This window comes from Sphingomonas sp. (assembly GCF_004799495.1).
In the GTDB taxonomy this organism is placed as follows: domain Bacteria; phylum Pseudomonadota; class Alphaproteobacteria; order Sphingomonadales; family Sphingomonadaceae; genus Sphingomonas.
In genome coordinates this window covers 61,174-77,269 of sequence record NZ_SSMY01000002.1, presented here as the reverse complement: position 1 = coordinate 77,269, position 16,096 = coordinate 61,174, and the positions used below count along the sequence as shown (strand labels likewise).

Genomic DNA, 16,096 nt, shown 5'->3' with positions numbered 1-16,096 from the left:
ACGGCAAGGCACGCAAATTCACACGCAGTTTAACGACTCGCCGCACGGACGCGCCGGTCTGGCCCCGATTCGGCGCGCGGCTATTGCATGAAAACGACAGCTGGGCAGGGAAGGTTCCATCAAACCGGATGCGGGGGAAACTGGGTCCGGTCATTCAAGCAATCAAGGTCACCGCTCGCGGTGACCGTCGCCAGGGTCGCCGGGGACACATGAACAAGTTTACGGGTTTGCGGAACGCGGTCGCGCGCTTCGGGCAATATTTCAAGACGCGCGATTTCATCTTTCACGATGGCCGTGACCTGCGCCGCTTCTCGCTTGCTGGCCGCACGCAGGCCGCGCTTGCCGCCGCCGGCGCCGTCACGCTCGTCTTCTCGGCGTATGGCGTCGCGCAGGCCGGCGTCAGCGCGATCGCACTGACCGGGCTCACCGAAAAGCCGCTGTCGCCCGAAGCCAAGGTCGCCAAGATGGAGGCGCAGGTCGCCGACATGCAGGCCAAGATCCAGCAGATCAAATATGTCGCCGACGTCCGCGCCCAGCGGGTCGAGGCGCGCCAGGCGATGCTCGCCGCCGCGCTCAACGGCCAGGGGAACCTCCAGCCGGTCGCGTACCAGCCGATCGATGCCAAGGCCGCCGCGGTTGCCGCCGATGTCGTCGCCCCGCTCGAGCGGGTCGAGCGCAGCCAGGTCAATCTGGCGATCAAGGCGCGCATCGCGACCGAGAAGCGTTACATCGCCGCGGTGAGCCGCGCGCGGTCGATCGGGATCGACCCGAGCCGTTTCCAGGTGAAGCCGGCCGCGATGGGTGGCCCGCTGATCGCCGCCGACAGCCCCGAGGCGGCCGCCGACCTCGCCGCCGATGCACAGTTCCGCGCCCTGTTCCAGACCTGGAAGAAGCTCGACACGCTCGAGGACGGCCTGATCTCGATCCCGTCGGTCCAGCCGATCGCGCACATGAGCTTCACCAGCAATTTCGGGATCCGTAGCGACCCGTTCCGTGGCACCGCGGCGTTCCACCCGGGCGTCGATATTCAGTGCGCCACCGGCACCGCGGTCTACGCCACCGCCGACGGCACGGTCGACAAGGCCGAGCGTTCAGGCGGCTACGGCAACATGGTCGAGATCGACCATGGCCGCGGCATCCAGACGCGCTTCGGCCACCTGTCGAAGATCCTCGTGACGGCGGGCCAGCGCGTGAAGCGCGGCCAGCTGATCGCGCTGTCGGGCTCGACCGGCCGCTCGACCGGCCCGCACCTGCACTACGAGGTCCGCATCGACGGCCGCGCGGTCAACCCGATGCCGTTCCTGACCACCGCCGACTATTCGACCGCGCTGCGCAGCCCGACGCTGAACGCGGTGCCGATGACGACCGCGCCGGCGGCCGATTCGACCGACGAGTAACCGTTACAAAACGGGAGAGGAGGGGCCGCGCCGGGCGACTGGCGCGGCCCTTTTTCGTTGGTTGCCGGGAGGCACGGCAATGCCTATCTCCCGCCCCATGGCAACGCTCGCGCCCGACATCACGCTGACTCCCGCCGCGGCGGCGCGCGTGGCGTGGATCGCGGCGCGGCAGAACAAGCCAGCGATGCTGCGCCTGTCGGTCGAGGGCGGGGGCTGCTCGGGCTTCCAGTACAAGTTCGGGCTCGCCGACGCCGAGGAGCCGGGCGACACGATCGCCGAGCTCGACGGCGTGAAGCTGCTGGTCGACGATATCAGTTTCGACCTGGTGCGCGGTTGCGCGGTCGATTTCGTCGACAATTTGGGCGGCGCGCATTTTACGGTCGAGAACCCCAATGCGGCGTCGGGCTGCGGTTGCGGCACATCGTTCTCGGTGTAGAACCGCCTGCGTGAAGATCGTCACTTACAACGTCAACGGCATCAAGGCACGGATCGAGCGGCTGGTCGAGTATTTGACCGAGCAGCAGCCCGACGTCGTGTGCTTGCAAGAACTGAAGTCGCAGGACGACGGCTTCCCGATCGATGCGATCCGCGCGGCCGGCTATGGCGCGGTATGGCATGGGCAGAAGTCGTGGAACGGCGTCGCGGTACTCGCCAGGGGCAAGGACCCGGTCGAGCGCCAGCGCGGCCTCGCGGGCGATCCCGAGGACGAGCATAGCCGCTACCTCGAATGCGAGATCGACGGGCTGGTCGTGGCATCGCTCTACCTCCCCAACGGCAACCCACAGCCTGGGCCGAAGTTCGACTACAAGCTCAAGTGGATGGACCGACTCGCCGACCGCGCGCGCGGATTGCTCGCGGAGGAAATGCCGGTGGTGCTGGCGGGCGATTACAACGTCATCCCCAACGACGACGACACCTTCTCGGTCCGCGCGATGCGAGACGACGCGCTGATGCAGCCCGAAAGCCGCGAGCGTTACCGCGCGCTGCTCGCGCAAGGCTGGACCGACGCGCTGCGCACGCGCTTCCCGAGCGGCGGCGTATGGACCTTCTGGGACTATCAGGCGGGCGCGTGGCAGCGCGACGCGGGGTTCCGTATCGATCACCTGCTCCTGTCGCCGATCGCCGCAGACCGCCTGCGCGACGCCGGCGTCGACAAGGAATATCGCGGCCGCGAAAAGGCCAGCGACCACGCGCCGACCTGGGTCCGTCTGCGGTAGTTCGGCCGATGGCGTTCGACCTCCAGAAGATGCTCCACCGCAAGGGCGAATTCGAAAGCGCCCGGCTCGATGCGTTCGCATTCCGCGTCCGTGCGCGGGCGATGCGGGGGCTTGCCGAGGCGCTGGGCGAGGATCCCGACGATCTGGTGCGCGCGATCGCGACCGACGAGGACGACGCGATTTTGGCCCGGCTCGGCGAGACGCATGGGCCGGACGCTGTCCGCGCTGCTTTCGCGACCGCACGCGCTGCGGCGGAGGCAGACGCGGTCGCCGAGCTCGGCGACCCGACACCGGTGAGGCTCGCATGAAACGACTGATATACGCCTTCGCGCTCCTGCTCCCCGGCGTCGCGCATGCGCAGGACAAGGAACGCGACTATTGCCCCGAGCGGCCGGGGCTGAACACCCCGCCATGCATCGTCGACAAGGGCCATGTGTCGGTCGAGACGTCGGTCGCCGACTGGACGCTCGACGACCAGCCCGACAGTCGCACCGATACCGTCCTGATCGGCGACACCAAGCTCCGCATCGGACTGACCGATACGATCGAGGCGCAGATCGGCTGGACACCCTATGGCCACGTCCGCCAGCGCGATAAGACCACCGGCATCGTGAGCAATGAGGGCGCGATCGGCGATGTGTCGCTGAGCGCCAAGATCAACCTTATGGACCCCGACGGCGACAAGACGTCGATCGCACTGTTGCCCTACGTAACGCTGCCGGTCGGCCGGAGTCCGGTTGGCGCGGGCGACTGGGGAGCGGGGGTGCTGTTGCCACTCAGCTTTTCGTTATCTGATACGGTATCGCTGGCGGCCACGCCCGAAGTCGACGCAGCTGTCGATCAGGACGGGCGCGGGCGGCACCTCGCCTATAGCGGGACGATAGGCCTCGCGTTCAAATTGTCCGAGGCGGTCACGCTGACGGGCGAGACGGAAGTGATGCGCGACGACGATCCCGCGGGCCATACGACGCAGGCGCTGACTGCGCTGTCGGTCGGGTGGATGGCAACGAAGAACCTCCAGTTCGACGTGTACGGCGCGGCCGGGCTGAACAAGGACGCCCCCGACGTGGAACTCTACGCCGGGATTTCGCGGCGGTTCTGATCCGCTACAGCGCCCGTTCGTAGATCACATAGACCTTGTTGACGTGGCTATCGATCGCGTCGGCGATCGCGTTCATGCCCTGATTGTCGTCGAGCACCCAGCCGATCTCGCCGCGGCTGGCGCCGTAGCGCGCGACCGCCGCGCGGCGGATATATTCGATCATCATGAAGGCGAGCTGGCTCGCCAGCCGCGACGATTGCAGTTCCTTGACCACGCCCATCAGCGGGACGCGCATCGTCGTGACCTTGGGCTTTCTGAGCCACAGCAACAGCTTGGCCCAGCCGAACGGGAGCAGCGACCCGTCGAGCGGCTTGATCGCTTCGTTGAGGTCGGGAAGCGTGATCATGAACGCGACCGGCTTGCCATCCAGCTCGGCGATGCGGATCAGGTCGTTGAACACGATCGGCTTCAGCTTCACCCCGACATCGGCGATCTCCGGCGGGGTGAGGGGCACGAACCCCCAATTGTCCGACCAGGCGTCGTTGAGGATCGCGAGGATGATCGCGGCTTCCTCGTCGAACCGCGACTTGTCGACCTCGCGGATGCGGATGCGCGGGTTCTTCTCGCCCATCGCGACGATGCGCTGGACGATCGGCGGGAATTGCTTCGTCACGTCGAGGTCGTAGGTCTGGAGCGTCTTGACCGGCTGGTACCCGGCACGTTCGATCCAGCCCTTATATTCGGGTTTGGCGTGCCCCATCATGATCGTCGGCGGATGGTCGTATCCTTCGACGAGCAAGCCGGGCTCTTCCCAGATCGATTGCGAGATCGGCCCCAGCGCGCGCGTCATCCCCTGGTCGCGCAGCCAGCCCTCGGCGGCGGCGAGGAGCGCGGTGAAGACCTCCTCGCGCTCGGCGTCCATCAATCCCCATTGCCCGACGCCGGGGCCGAACCCCTTGTCGGCCGGCATCGTCAGCGCGAGCGTGTCGATATGCGCGGAGATACGCCCGACGACTTGGCCATTTTCCTCGGCCAGGAACAATTGCGCCTTGGCGTGGCTGTACCAGCCGTTCTTCTCCGGCGTGATCAGCCCGAGTGCCTCGCCCTTCAAGGGCGGCACCCAGTTCGGGTCATCCTTGTAGAGGCGGAAAGGCAGGTCGACGAACTTCTTGCGGTCGGCCTTGCTGCTGATCGGGCGGATGGTGGGGGAGGGCATCGGTACCTCGCTGCTGTTGCCGCGCGGGTTAGGCAACGCGAAGGAGTTCGGCAAGCGACGACGATCGACAAGCCGTTGGTTTGCCACCGTCTCGCCACTATATTCGGCCAATGGCCACGCCCATGGATACAGTTGCGACCCTCGACCGCCGGGAAACCGGCGCTGCCGCCGCACTCGCTGCGCGTGCCGCCGCGCGCGCGCGGATCGACGACGACAAGGTGATGCTCAAGACCGCTGCCGACCTGACGCGCGACCTCAACACCGCACGGCCCGCGATCTACTGGTCCGACATGCTGGCGTCGGCGGCGATCGGCTACGCGGCGCTGATCGCGGCGATGGCGGCGCCGTCGCTCGGCTGGACGGTGCTGGCGGGCGTGGTCGCGGCGCTCGCGCTGTACCGCGCCGAAAGCTTCATCCACGAGCTCACGCACATCAAGCACAGTGCGGTGCCGGGATTTCGGCTCGGCTGGAACCTGCTCGTCGGAATTCCGCTGCTGACCCCGAGCTTCATGTACGAAGGCGTGCACAACCTCCACCACGCGCGCACGCGCTACGGTACGGTCGAGGATCCCGAATACCTGCCGCTCGCGCTGATGAAATGGTGGACCTTGCCGACGTTCATCCTCGTCGCCGCGCTGGCACCGGTCGCGCTGCTGTTCCGCTACGCCGTGCTGACTCCGCTGTCGGCGGTCATCCCGCCGCTGCGGCGTACGGTGGTGGCACGCTTCTCGGGCTTGCAGATCAACCCTTCGTTCCGTCGCCGCCCGCCCGAGGGCGAGGCGCGCGCGCTATGGCACCGGCTCGAGGCGGGCGCGAGCGTCTATGCGATCGCGCTGATCGTGCTGACCGCGACGGGCATGATCCCGCTCAAGGCATTCCTGATCTTCCTCGCGGTCACCTCGGGCCTCGCGGTGACTAACCAGGTGCGCACGCTCGTCGCGCATCTGTGGGAGAACGAGGGCGAGGCGATGACGGTCACCGCGCAATACCTCGATTCGGTCAATGTTCCGCCGCCGGCCCTGCTGCCGATGCTGTGGGCGCCGGTGGGCTTGCGCTATCACGCGCTGCATCATCTGCTGCCCGGCCTCCCGTACCACGCGCTCGGCACCGCGCACCGCCGCATCACCGCCGCGCTCGACGCGGACTCGGTGTATCATAAGGGCAGCTACACCGGGTTGCCGTTCTTGGCGAAGCGGTTGGCGGCGAGCACAATCAAGCGGCGCTGAGGCGTTTTAGCTCACAAATCCCACCGCGATACCAGCTGCCCAGAGCAGGCAGCCAAGTGTTCCTGCCGCCCACACCGCGCCGCATATCCAGAACGTGATCGGACTGTCGGCCTTTGCCACGGGCGACGCACGACCCGCCGGCATTCTGCCAGTCGTGAGGCTGTAAGCGAGGAGCGAGGTGCACACGGCTGCGGGAAGCAGAAAGAACACGAACCCCCAGTTCATTTCACCATTCCCGCTCTGATTATTCTTCAGTCCTGATCAGCACCGCTTCGCCGATCATCAGAAACAGTAAGAACGGCGCCCAGGCTGCGAGGAACGGCGGGTAGGCGCCCATGTTGCCCATCGCGAGCGCGAAATTGTCGATCACGAAATAGGTGAAGCCCAGCGCCATGCCGATCACGGCGCGGATGAACAGCTTGCCCGACCGCGCCAGCCCAAATGCGGCGACCGCGCCGAGCAAGGGCATCAGGATCGCCGACAGCGGGCTCGACAATTTGTGCCATAGCTCGCCCTCGTACGCCTTGGTCGGGCGGCCCGCCGCCTTCAGCGCGGCGACCGTGCTGCGCAGTTCGAGGAACGACTGTCCTTCGGCATCGATGCTCGCGAGCGTGAATTGACTGGGCTTGACCCCGTCGGCGAGGACCACCGGGCCGAGGCTGCTCATCTGTCCGCTCGCGACGTCGAACTTGCGCGCCGGCCAGATGCGCCAGGCCTTGCCCTGCTGCTGGCCATGGTCGGCGGTCGTCGTGGAAATGAGCCGCCCGCCGGCGTCGCGGTCATAGAAGGTGATGCCGGTCAACGCCGCGCCGTCGCCCTGCACCCTGACGTACTGGACGTGGATCAGGTCCTCGCCCGCCTTGGTCCAGACGTTGGTGCGGTCGCCATGGTCGATCGGGATTTGCGCATATTCGACCTTCTTCCACGCATCGAGCGTCGCGGTCGCGCGGCTGACGATGCGGTCGTTGAACGCGAAGCTCACCACCGCGATGCCCAGCGCGGCGAGGATCATCGGCGCGAGGATCTGGTGCGCGGAGAGGCCAGAGGCCTTGAGCGCGATGACCTCGCTGTTCTGATTGAGCGTCGAGTAAGTGATGATCGCGCCGAGCAGCACCGAATAGGGCACGAACCGCGCGACGATCTGCGGCGCGCGCAAGCTGATGTAGCGCCACACTTCGGCCTGGCCGTTGCCCGGATGCGCGAGGATATTGCCCGTTTCGCTGAGCGCATCGAGGAACTGGAGGACAAGAACCAACGCGGCAAGTACGGCGAGCACGCGCACGATGAACGTCTTCGCCATGTAGAGCGAGACGGTGCGCGACGGAAAGAACTGGACCGAGATCATGCCGCTGCTCCGGCGTGGGGCAGCGCGGCATCGTCGTCGTCATCGGCCGCGTCGCCGTTGGGGCGTCCCGGCAACCAGCGGCGCACCGCCTTGGTCAGCTTGGCGAACGCGCGCTCGAGCCCGCCGATCGGCTCGCCGCCGGGAACATAGGCGATCGTGTAGTACATCTTCAGCACCAGTGCGGCGAACACTACGAAGGGTACCCACAAGGCCAGGAACGGGTCGATCTTGCCGAGCCCGCCGACCGACTGACCATATTCGTTGATCTTGAAATAGGTGACGATCATCACGATCCCGAGGAACACCCCGAGCGCCGAGGTCGATCGTTTGGGCGGCACGCCGAGCGCCATAGCCAGCATCGGCAGCAGGAACATCGCGGAGACTTCGGTCAGGCGGAAATGGAACGCGGCGCGGCTGGTGTCGCGCAATTCCTCGTCCTTGTTGGTCGCACGTCCGAGCACCGCCAGTTCGGGCAGCGTGCGCTCCAAATTGCGCCCGCCGCGCCCGCGAAACGGATCGCTCTTGGGCAGTGGGATCGGGATGTTCCACAGATCGAAGCGCAGCACGCGCGGGGTGGGAACGCCGACCTCGGTGCGGACGAGCGTTCCCTTGGACAGCTGGAAGATGATCTCGTCCGGGTTGCCCCCGGACAGGAACTTGCCCTGCTCGGCGGTCGCCGCGAACGTGTTGCCTTTCTTGTCGGACTGCTGGAGGAAAATGCCCCGCAGTTCGCGTCCTTCGTCCAGGCTCTGTTCGACGCGGACGGTCGGGCCCGGAACCCCGTTCCGGCTGGGAAAGGTGGTGAACTCGCCGACCTTGATCGACGCGCCCAGCGCGCCCGTGCGCAACTCGTAGCGCAGCCGCTCGTACTGGAACCGCGCCTGCGGCTGGAGATAGCCGACGATCCCGAGGTTGAGCGCCGCCAGCACCGCCGCGTACATATACGGCACCAGCAGCAGGCGATGCGGGCTGACCCCGACCGCGCGGAACACGTCGAACTCGGATGAGGTGGCGAAGCGCCGGAAGGTGAGCAGGCAACCGAGCAGCAGACCGATCGGAATGCCGAGACCGAGATATTCGGGCAACAGGTTGGCGAGCATCCGCCAGATCACGCTGACTGGGCCGCCCTCGGTCGTCACGAAGTCGAGCAGGATGCGGATGCGGTCGAGCACGAGCAGCATCGACGCGATCACCAGGTTGGCGAGCAGCGGGACCGCTATCGCCCGGGCCATGTAACGGTCGATGGAGTTCATGGAGATCGGGGACGTCGGTCCTTCGGCCGGTCGCGGCGTGAGCGTGTCAAACGGCTATAGGCAGGCATTAGACCCGCGTCAGCCGGAAAAACCGTCTCACTCGGCCGCAAGCTGATCCGGCGAGGCCGGCCTTTCGATTGCCATCGCATCGGCGATCGCGTGCTCGAGCCCGGTGATCGTGAAGGGCTTGCGCAATACCGGTCGGCCACAGAAATCAGCCGCCGATCCGTCGCCGGCATATCCCGTCACGAACAGCACCGCGACGTCGGGCCGGTGCGCGAGCAGACCCGCGACCATCTCCGGGCCGGTCTGGCCGGGCATCAGCACGTCGGAGACGATCAGGTCGAACGGTCCGAGATCGTCCACCATGCGCGGCGCGTCGAGTGGGTCGGGGCACGGGACCACGCGGTGGCCAAGCTCCTCCAGCGCGCCGGCCGTGGCGGTCAGCACGCGCGGATCGTCCTCGACCACCAGAATGCCGAGCCCGGTGATCGTCGGAAGGGCGCGCGCGGGTGCGCTCGGCATGGGTTGGGCAGCGGTGTCCGCTACTTCGGTGTGACGCGGAAGGTACAAGGTCACGACCGTGCCGTCGCCCGGCGTGGAATCGATCGTGATCTCGCCCCCCGACTGGCGCGCGAAAGCGAAAATCTGGCTGAGGCCGAGTCCGGTGCCCTTGCCCACCGGCTTGGTCGTGAAGAACGGTTCGAACACGCGCTCGAGCGTTTCGGGCGCCATGCCGCAGCCCGTGTCGCGCACCGCGACCGCGACGTGATCGCCGCCCAGGCAATGCCCGATCTGCCCCGCGGCGAGCGTCACAGCGCTGGTGCGGATGCTGAGCCGGCCGCGGCCGTCCATCGCGTCGCGCGCGTTGACCGCCAAGTTGAGCAGGGTGTTTTCCAGCTCGTGACGATCGGCCCAGATAGCCCAGCCGGCGCCGTCGTCGCTGCGCTCCACGATGATCTGGTCGCCGAGCGTGCGGTCGAGCAGGTCGGTCATGCCGCCGATCGCGTCGATCGGACGGATCGCTTCGGGGTTGAGCGCTTCCTCACGCGAGAAAGCGAGCAGCCGACGAGTCAGCGCGGCGGCGCGATTGGCGCCATCGGTCGCGTTGTCGAGGTGTCGGCTCGCGCTCGCCGGGTCGCTCGCGATCGCGCGGCGCGCCAGTTCGAGCCCACCGAGAACCACCGCCAGCATATTGTTGAAATCGTGCGCGATCCCGCCGGTCAGCTGGCCCACGGCTTCCATCTTCTGGACTTGCCGTAGCTTGGCTTCCTGCTGGCCGAGCGCCGCGGTCGCCTCGCTCACCGCTTCCTCGAGCAGCGCCGCCCGTTCGCGTTCGTTGTCGGCCTCGGCGCGGGCGGCGGCGCGTTCCTGCATCGCCCGGATCGTCAGCACGCCCAGCACGACCGCACCCAGCACGATCAGCACGCCGAAGATGGTCAGGATACGCGCGACCTCGCTCGACTGCGCGACCGATGCCATCGCCGACGCGGTGCGCTGATCGAGCAAGTCGTGCTCGGACCGGATGATATGGTCGAGCTCGTTGTCGATTTCGCTCAGCGACGGGGATTTGCCGGCTTCGTAGTAGCGCGAATAGGCCTGGCTGTTCTTCTTGTAGGCGGTGCTGAGCGCGGTCACCGACAATTCCTCGCCGCGGCGCTGGAACGCGGCGCGCAGCCGGTCGATCGCCGGCTGTTGATTGTCGTCGGTGACGGCATCGAGCCGATCGAGCTGGGCGCGGGCCTGATCCCATTGATCGGCATAATCGCGGCCGGTCTCTTCCTTGCCGCTGATGACGTACCGCCCGAGCGCGGCCTCCGCGCGCGCGATCGTCCCCGACAGCGTGCGCGTCAGGATCATCACGTCGTAGCTGTGGCTTTGGAGTTGCAACGCGCGGTCGCGTTGCGTGTTGGCATTCGATTGCAGGACGACCAGCGCGATTAGGATACCGGCGCCCAGCACCGCCATCACCGCCAGGGTTACCCCCCGCCAGATATCGCGCGCCTTGTCGACGAGCCGTGGTTCGGCATCGCTCCCGCCCATGCACGCACCTTAGCGAATCGGGCGAATCGAAGTAACCCCCGGCGTTCCCTCAACTGATCGCGTTTACGATTCGTCCTGCCGCTTGAAACATCCCGAGCACGGCGTCGATCTGTTCGTTGGTGTGCTCGGCGCACAGCGAGCAGCGCAACAGGTACGTGCCCGCCGGGGTCGCCGGGGGCCGCGCCATGTTGACGTACAGTCCGCCGTCGAGCAGCGCCTGCCACATCGCGACGGCCTGTTCCTGATCGTCGAGGATCACCGCGATGATCGCGCTGTCGGGTTTCTCGGTACCGAGCTTGAACCCCATCGCGGTCAGCCCGCCGTGGAGCCGTCGCGCATTCTCCCACAAATGCGCGCGCTTGTTGTGCGCGTGGCGGAGCTTGCGGATCGACGCCGCGGCGGTCGCGACGACCGAGGGGGGCAGGCTGGCGGTGAAGATATACGGGCGGCAGGCGAGGCGGATCGCCTCGAACTTCGGATGATTCGACACGCAGAACCCGCCCACGGTGCCGACCGATTTGGAGAAGGTGCCGACGATGAAATCGACGTCGCCCTCGCAGCCTTGTTCCTCGTACACGCCGCGCCCGTTGGGGCCGTAGAATCCCATCGAATGCGCTTCGTCGCTGAGCACCATGCAGCCGTGCTTCTTTGCTACCGCGACCATTTCCTTGAGCGGCGCGATGTCGCCGAGCATCGAATAGACGCCTTCGAGCACGACCAGCTTGCCCGCTTCCTTGGGCAAGCGACCCAGGCGCTTGTCGAGATCCTCGACGCTGTTGTGGCGGAAACGGACGATCTCGGCATAGCCCTGCTTGCAGCCGTCGTAGATCGACGCGTGGCTGTCGGCGTCGAGGATGACGTATTCGCCCTTGCCCGCGAGCGTCGAGATCATCCCGAGATTGGCCATGTAGCCGGTCGAAAAGACGATCGCGCCCGACACGCCGTAGAATTCGCGCAGCGCTTCCTCCACCTCCATGTGATCGCGGAACGTGCCGTTGAGCATCCGGCTGCCATTGGTGCCCGACCCGAACTGGTCGAGCGCGTCGTGCCCCGCTTGGATCACGTCGGGATCAAACGTCATGCCCATGTAATTGTACGTGCCGAGCAGGATCGTGTCCTTGCCCTTGATGACGGCCTCGGTCGGCGACTTCACCCGATCCATCACGATCGCGAAAGGATCGGTCACGCCGGTGTCGATCAGCGCCTGACGCTCGGCGATCAGGCCGTCGAACTTCGACATCAGGTCGGTCTCGGGGGCCACCGCCGCTGGATCGGCGGGCAGTTTCTCGTTGGTCTGGCCGGCGTCGGTCATCGACTCACGCCTTCAGCTTCTGAACCGCATCGACCAACTGGCCGACCGTCTCGATTTCGGCTTGCATGTTCATCGTGATGATGATGTCGAACTCGTCCTCGATCGCGGCGACGAAATCCATGACGGTCAGCGAATCCCATTCGAGGTCGTGCTGGAACGTCGTCGCGTCCGACAGCGCCACCTGCTTCTTGTTGAACGGCTGGATCAGCCCGGTGACTTTTTCGAAGGTTTCGGCGCGGTCGCTCATGGTGTTGTCCTTTTTGTCGCGATGGCGTTGCCCGGCAAATGCGGCGGCTTTTCGGCGCGGGTATAGCGAATAGCGGCTGACTTGCCACTGTTGGCACGCGCGCTTGGCATTCTGGGCGACGCATGCAATTCATCGCGCCGAGGGGGGTGGCCGTGGCAGACAGCAATCAGACGGGCGACCATCCGCCATTCCCGCCCAATTACATCCACGTCCTGCGCACGGCGCAGACGATGCACCTCAGCCTCAGCCAGATGGCCGATCAGAAAGCGTCGATCCTGATGGGCGCGACGTTCGTCATCTTCACGATCGCGGTGGGCCAGGCGAAGGGCGGGCTGCCGCCATTGCCGCTAGCGGTGCTGGGCGGCTTCGCCTTCGTCTCCGCGATGCTCGCGGTGTCGGTGGTGATGCCGTCGATCGGCGCGAAACGCGCGAGTTCGGATGCGCCCGTCAACCTGCTGTTCTTCGGCTCGTTCGTCCGACTGTCCGAAGAGGAGTTCGTCGCCGCGTTGCGCGCCCGGATCCTTGCCGACGACGCGATCATCGACGTCATGGCGCGCGATCTCTACCAAAACGGCCAGGTGCTGGCGCGCAAGAAGTATCGGCTGCTGGGTTACGCGTATCTGGTCTTGCTGGCGGGCCTCGTCGCGAGCCTCGCCACGGTCATCTGGGAATTTGCGCGCTGATCAGCGCAACAGGCCGTTTGCGCGATACCATGCGGCCGTCGCGGCGAGCGCCTCGCGCGTGTCGACCTGCGGAGCCCACACGTCGGCGGGCGGCGCGACGTGGCTGACCCAGTCCTTGTGGCAGAAATAGCGGACTCGGTCGGGGGTCAGTTTGGCACCCTTGCCGCGAACCAGCCCGTCGCCCGCCGCGACCGCGTTCAGCACGACGCGGGGCAGGGGAAGCGGGAGTACCGTGCTGTCCGTCGCCACGCCGATCGCGCGCGCCAGCTCGCGATGGTCCCAGCCGCCGGGCCGACCGTCGTCGGGCTCGACGATCTGGCGCGTCAGCGCATTGCTGGTTGGGAGCGCGAGCAGCAATCGCACCAGCTCCTCGACCGCGATGACCGACAGTCGGCCGCCGGCGGGGGGCAGCGGCATGACGTGCCATTTGGCCAGCTTGAACAGTTCGAGCATCTCGCTGTCGCGCGGGCCGAAGATCGCGGGTGGGCGGACGATCGTCCAGTCGAGGTCGCTCGCCATCAGCACCTTGTCGGCCTCAGCCTTCGACCAGCCGTAGTCCGACAGGCCCGGCTCGCGCGCGGCGAGCGAGGAGACCTGGACGAAGCGGCGGATGCCCGCGTCCCGCGCCGCCGCGATCACCGCGCGCGTGCCCTCGATATTGCCCGCCGCGAACCCCGCGCGGTCGGGCGCGTTGATCACGCCCGCGACGTGGAGCACCGCGTCGGCGCCTTCGACCAACGTCGCGAGGCTCGCGGCATCGTCGAGCGCGCCCGCGATCCACGTGACGCCCGCGCGGTCGGGCTGCGGCCGCCGCGTCAGCGCGCGAAGCTCGATCCCGGCGGCGGTCGCCCGGTCGATCACATGGCTGCCGACAAAGCCGGTCCCGCCGGTGAGCGCGATCACGGTCATGCCAGCACCATGTGGCTGCGATGGACGAGCGCGGCACGGGGCGCATAGCCCAGGATCGCCGCCGCCTCGTCGCTGCGCTTGCCCGCCAGCCGCGCGGCATCGGCGGCGTCATATTCGGACAGGCCGTTCGCGACGACGCCGTTCGGACCTACAATCGCCACGCGATCGCCGCGCGCGAACCTGCCCTCGATCCGCAGCGCGCCGGCGGGCAACAGGCTCTTTCCCTGCGCCAGCGCCGCGACCGCTCCGGCATCGACATGGATGACACCGCGCACGCTCAGCCGCCCGCCGAGCCACGCCTTCCGCGCGGTCGCGGCACGCTCGGCGGCGAACAGCGTGCCGCGCCCGGTCTCGATGAAACGCGCCAGTGGATGATCGACTCGCCCGTTGGCGATGGCGAGCGCGATCCCCGCACGCGTCGCGATCCGCGCGGCCTGCACCTTGGAGGTCATGCCCCCCGATCCCATTCCCGACGACGATCCGCCCGCCATCGCCTCGACCGCGGCGTCGATCCGCGCCACCTGCTCGATCAGCGTCGCGCCGGGCTGCGCGGGGTCACGGTCGAACAATCCGTCGACGTCCGACAGCAGCAGCACGCCCTGCGCCCCGGCCACCTGCGCCACCCGCGCGGCGAGCCGATCGTTGTCGCCGAAGCGGATTTCCGCAGTCGCGACGCTGTCGTTTTCGTTGATCACCGGCACGACGCCCAGCGACAGCAGCCGGTTGAGCGTCGCGGCGGCATTGAGGTAGCGCCGCCGGTCCTCGAGGTCGTCGAGCGTCACCAGCATCTGCGCCGCGGTCAGCCCCTCGGCGGCGAGGCATTCGGCCCACACTTGGCTGAGCGCGATCTGCCCCGTCGCGGCGGCGGCTTGCGCGTCTTCCAGGCTCGCGCGGCCACCCTTGGCGAGCTTCAACCGCCGCGCGCCCAGCGCGATCGCGCCCGACGACACGATCGCGATCTGCTGCCCCGCTTTCGCGGCGGCGGCGACATCCGCCGCAAGGCTTGCCAACCACGCACGCCGCACCTCGCCCTCGGGCGTCACCAGCAGCGACGACCCAACCTTGACGATCAGGCGGGGGCAGGCGGCTAGACCGGCGACCATTCGATCGTGTCCTCGCCCTGGTCGTCCTCGCTGACCTTGGCGTGGTCGCCGATCGCGTCGAGCAATTTGTCGAGCACCCAGTCCACCCCGGTCCCCGCCGCGCCGGAGATCGGGATCACCTCCGCGCCGCTCGCTTCCTCGAGTTCGGCCGACAGCGCGGCGATAAGTTCGTCATCGAGCATGTCGATCTTGTTCAGCGCGACGACGACTTTCTTGTCGGTCAGCCCGGCGCCGTATGCCTCCAGTTCGTCGCGCACAATGCGATAGCTTTCGGCGACGTCGGCATCGTTTGCGTCGACCAGATGGAGCAGCACCTGGCAGCGCTCGATATGCCCGAGGAAGCGGTCGCCGATCCCCGCGCCTTCGGCCGCGCCGGCGATCAGGCCGGGGATGTCGGCGACGACGAACTCGCGGTTGTGGTGCCGCACCACCCCCAGTTGCGGGCGCGTGGTGGTGAAGGCGTATTCGCCGACCTTGGCCTGCGCGTTGGTGACCTGGTTGATGAAGGTCGACTTGCCGGCATTGGGCAGCCCCACGAGCCCGGCATCGGCGAGGAGCTTGAGGCGCAGCCACACCCACGCTTCTTCCTCGGGCCAGCCGGTGCCGTGCTGGCGCGGCGCGCGGTTGGTCGAGGTCTTGTAGCTGGCATTGCCGCGCCCGCCATCTCCGCCGCGCAGGAACACGACGCGCTCGCCCACCTTGGTGAAGTCGAGCAGCACCTGTTCCTTGTCCTCGGACAGAACTTGCGTCCCGACCGGGACCTTGATCACCAGATCCTCGCCGCCCGCGCCGGTACGGTTGCCGCCCGACCCGCCCTTGCCGCGCGGCGCGCGGAAATGCTGGGTGTAGCGAAAGTCGATCAGCGTATTGAGGCCCGCGACCGCCTCGAACACGATGTCGCCGCCTTTGCCGCCGTTGCCCCCGTCGGGGCCGCCATATTCGATGAACTTCTCACGCCGGAAGCTGACGGCACCGGGACCGCCCGAGCCGGAGCGGGTGTAGATTTTTGCTTGATCCAAAAAGTGCATGGCGCGGCGCTTAGCCTAATGACGCGAAATATCCCACCGCCCGTTCGCCCTGAGCTTGTCGAAGGGCCGTTCTTT

General features: G+C 67.1%; 16 protein-coding genes. 7 read left to right on the top strand and 9 right to left on the bottom strand.

The window, feature by feature from the left end:
* The first annotated feature begins 209 nt into the window (after positions 1 to 209).
* The 5 genes from E7773_RS01610 (at position 210) to E7773_RS01590 (ending at position 3,716) form a co-directional block, all read left to right on the top strand.
* Complete coding sequence (locus E7773_RS01610) at positions 210 to 1,397, top strand: M23 family metallopeptidase (RefSeq protein ID WP_293987278.1); 1,188 nt, start codon at positions 210 to 212, stop codon at positions 1,395 to 1,397.
* Positions 1,398 to 1,494: 97 nt separating this feature from the next.
* Positions 1,495 to 1,833 (top strand): iron-sulfur cluster assembly accessory protein, encoded by a 339-nt coding sequence (locus E7773_RS01605; RefSeq protein WP_293987276.1) that lies wholly within the window; start codon positions 1,495 to 1,497, stop codon positions 1,831 to 1,833.
* A gap of 10 nt (positions 1,834 to 1,843) precedes the next feature.
* Positions 1,844 to 2,614: an exodeoxyribonuclease III gene (gene xth / locus E7773_RS01600; RefSeq protein ID WP_293987274.1), complete on the top strand. Its 771-nt coding sequence runs from the start codon at positions 1,844 to 1,846 to the stop codon at positions 2,612 to 2,614.
* Positions 2,615 to 2,622: 8 nt separating this feature from the next.
* Positions 2,623 to 2,922 (top strand): hypothetical protein, encoded by a 300-nt coding sequence (locus E7773_RS01595; protein ID WP_293987272.1) that lies wholly within the window; start codon positions 2,623 to 2,625, stop codon positions 2,920 to 2,922.
* Complete coding sequence (locus E7773_RS01590; RefSeq protein ID WP_293987270.1) at positions 2,919 to 3,716, top strand: transporter; 798 nt, start codon at positions 2,919 to 2,921, stop codon at positions 3,714 to 3,716. Before E7773_RS01595 ends, E7773_RS01590 begins: the two co-directional genes overlap by 4 nt.
* Before the next feature lie 4 nt (positions 3,717 to 3,720).
* Here the strand turns inward: E7773_RS01590 and E7773_RS01585 are convergent, their stop codons facing one another.
* On the bottom strand, positions 3,721 to 4,872 hold the full coding sequence (locus E7773_RS01585) for an N-acetyltransferase (protein ID WP_293987269.1): 1,152 nt from the start codon (positions 4,870 to 4,872) through the stop codon (positions 3,721 to 3,723).
* Positions 4,873 to 4,982: 110 nt separating this feature from the next.
* On the opposite strand from E7773_RS01585, the gene E7773_RS01580 reads away from it, so the two are divergent.
* A complete protein-coding gene (locus E7773_RS01580) occupies positions 4,983 to 6,098 on the top strand; it encodes a fatty acid desaturase (protein ID WP_293987268.1) in 1,116 nt (371 codons plus the stop codon).
* 244 nt (positions 6,099 to 6,342) lie between these two features.
* Here the strand turns inward: E7773_RS01580 and lptG are convergent, their stop codons facing one another.
* From lptG to E7773_RS01555, 5 genes are all read right to left on the bottom strand, one after another.
* On the bottom strand, positions 6,343 to 7,443 hold the full coding sequence (lptG, locus tag E7773_RS01575) for an LPS export ABC transporter permease LptG (protein WP_293987266.1): 1,101 nt from the start codon (positions 7,441 to 7,443) through the stop codon (positions 6,343 to 6,345).
* A complete protein-coding gene (locus E7773_RS01570; RefSeq protein ID WP_293987264.1) occupies positions 7,440 to 8,675 on the bottom strand; it encodes an LptF/LptG family permease in 1,236 nt (411 codons plus the stop codon). The genes lptG and E7773_RS01570 overlap by 4 nt, the downstream gene beginning before the upstream one ends.
* Before the next feature lie 117 nt (positions 8,676 to 8,792).
* Positions 8,793 to 10,739 (bottom strand): ATP-binding protein, encoded by a 1,947-nt coding sequence (locus E7773_RS01565; protein WP_293987263.1) that lies wholly within the window; start codon positions 10,737 to 10,739, stop codon positions 8,793 to 8,795.
* A 49-nt stretch (positions 10,740 to 10,788) separates the two neighbouring features.
* Entirely contained in the window at positions 10,789 to 12,051 is a 1,263-nt protein-coding gene (locus E7773_RS01560; RefSeq protein ID WP_293987261.1) for an aminotransferase class I/II-fold pyridoxal phosphate-dependent enzyme, read from the bottom strand.
* 4 nt (positions 12,052 to 12,055) lie between these two features.
* Positions 12,056 to 12,298 carry an acyl carrier protein gene (locus E7773_RS01555; RefSeq protein ID WP_293987259.1) on the bottom strand — a complete coding sequence of 81 codons (243 nt, stop codon included), beginning with the start codon at positions 12,296 to 12,298 and terminating at the stop codon, positions 12,056 to 12,058.
* Between the two features lie 152 nt (positions 12,299 to 12,450).
* On the opposite strand from E7773_RS01555, the gene E7773_RS01550 reads away from it, so the two are divergent.
* Entirely contained in the window at positions 12,451 to 12,981 is a 531-nt protein-coding gene (locus E7773_RS01550) for a Pycsar system effector family protein (protein ID WP_293987257.1), read from the top strand.
* Here E7773_RS01550 and E7773_RS01545 read toward each other — a convergent pair whose 3' ends face one another.
* From E7773_RS01545 to obgE, 3 genes are read right to left on the bottom strand one after another with little or no spacing between them, the layout of a single operon-like run.
* Positions 12,982 to 13,890: an NAD(P)H-binding protein gene (locus E7773_RS01545; protein WP_293987255.1), complete on the bottom strand. Its 909-nt coding sequence runs from the start codon at positions 13,888 to 13,890 to the stop codon at positions 12,982 to 12,984.
* Positions 13,887 to 14,993 carry a glutamate 5-kinase gene (proB, locus tag E7773_RS01540; protein ID WP_293987253.1) on the bottom strand — a complete coding sequence of 369 codons (1,107 nt, stop codon included), beginning with the start codon at positions 14,991 to 14,993 and terminating at the stop codon, positions 13,887 to 13,889. Before proB ends, E7773_RS01545 begins: the two co-directional genes overlap by 4 nt.
* Entirely contained in the window at positions 14,978 to 16,021 is a 1,044-nt protein-coding gene (gene obgE / locus E7773_RS01535; protein WP_293987251.1) for a GTPase ObgE, read from the bottom strand. Before obgE ends, proB begins: the two co-directional genes overlap by 16 nt.
* Positions 16,022 to 16,096 lie beyond the last annotated feature (75 nt).

What these genes read in the sequence shown, in the direction of transcription:
- E7773_RS01610 (WP_293987278.1), top strand. Translation starts at nt 210, where the DNA reads ATGAACAAGTTTACGGGTTTGCGGAACGCGGTCGCGCGCTTCGGGCAA.
- E7773_RS01605 (WP_293987276.1), top strand. Translation starts at nt 1,495, where the DNA reads ATGGCAACGCTCGCGCCCGACATCACGCTGACTCCCGCCGCGGCGGCG.
- E7773_RS01595 (WP_293987272.1), top strand. Translation starts at nt 2,623, where the DNA reads ATGGCGTTCGACCTCCAGAAGATGCTCCACCGCAAGGGCGAATTCGAA.
- E7773_RS01590 (WP_293987270.1), top strand. Translation starts at nt 2,919, where the DNA reads ATGAAACGACTGATATACGCCTTCGCGCTCCTGCTCCCCGGCGTCGCG.
- E7773_RS01585 (WP_293987269.1), bottom strand. Translation starts at nt 4,872, where the DNA reads ATGCCCTCCCCCACCATCCGCCCGATCAGCAGCAAGGCCGACCGCAAG.
- E7773_RS01580 (WP_293987268.1), top strand. Translation starts at nt 4,983, where the DNA reads ATGGCCACGCCCATGGATACAGTTGCGACCCTCGACCGCCGGGAAACC.
- lptG (WP_293987266.1), bottom strand. Translation starts at nt 7,443, where the DNA reads ATGATCTCGGTCCAGTTCTTTCCGTCGCGCACCGTCTCGCTCTACATG.
- E7773_RS01570 (WP_293987264.1), bottom strand. Translation starts at nt 8,675, where the DNA reads ATGGCCCGGGCGATAGCGGTCCCGCTGCTCGCCAACCTGGTGATCGCG.
- E7773_RS01565 (WP_293987263.1), bottom strand. Translation starts at nt 10,739, where the DNA reads ATGGGCGGGAGCGATGCCGAACCACGGCTCGTCGACAAGGCGCGCGAT.
- E7773_RS01560 (WP_293987261.1), bottom strand. Translation starts at nt 12,051, where the DNA reads ATGACCGACGCCGGCCAGACCAACGAGAAACTGCCCGCCGATCCAGCG.
- E7773_RS01555 (WP_293987259.1), bottom strand. Translation starts at nt 12,298, where the DNA reads ATGAGCGACCGCGCCGAAACCTTCGAAAAAGTCACCGGGCTGATCCAG.
- E7773_RS01545 (WP_293987255.1), bottom strand. Translation starts at nt 13,890, where the DNA reads ATGACCGTGATCGCGCTCACCGGCGGGACCGGCTTTGTCGGCAGCCAT.
- proB (WP_293987253.1), bottom strand. Translation starts at nt 14,993, where the DNA reads ATGGTCGCCGGTCTAGCCGCCTGCCCCCGCCTGATCGTCAAGGTTGGG.
- obgE (WP_293987251.1), bottom strand. Translation starts at nt 16,021, where the DNA reads ATGCACTTTTTGGATCAAGCAAAAATCTACACCCGCTCCGGCTCGGGC.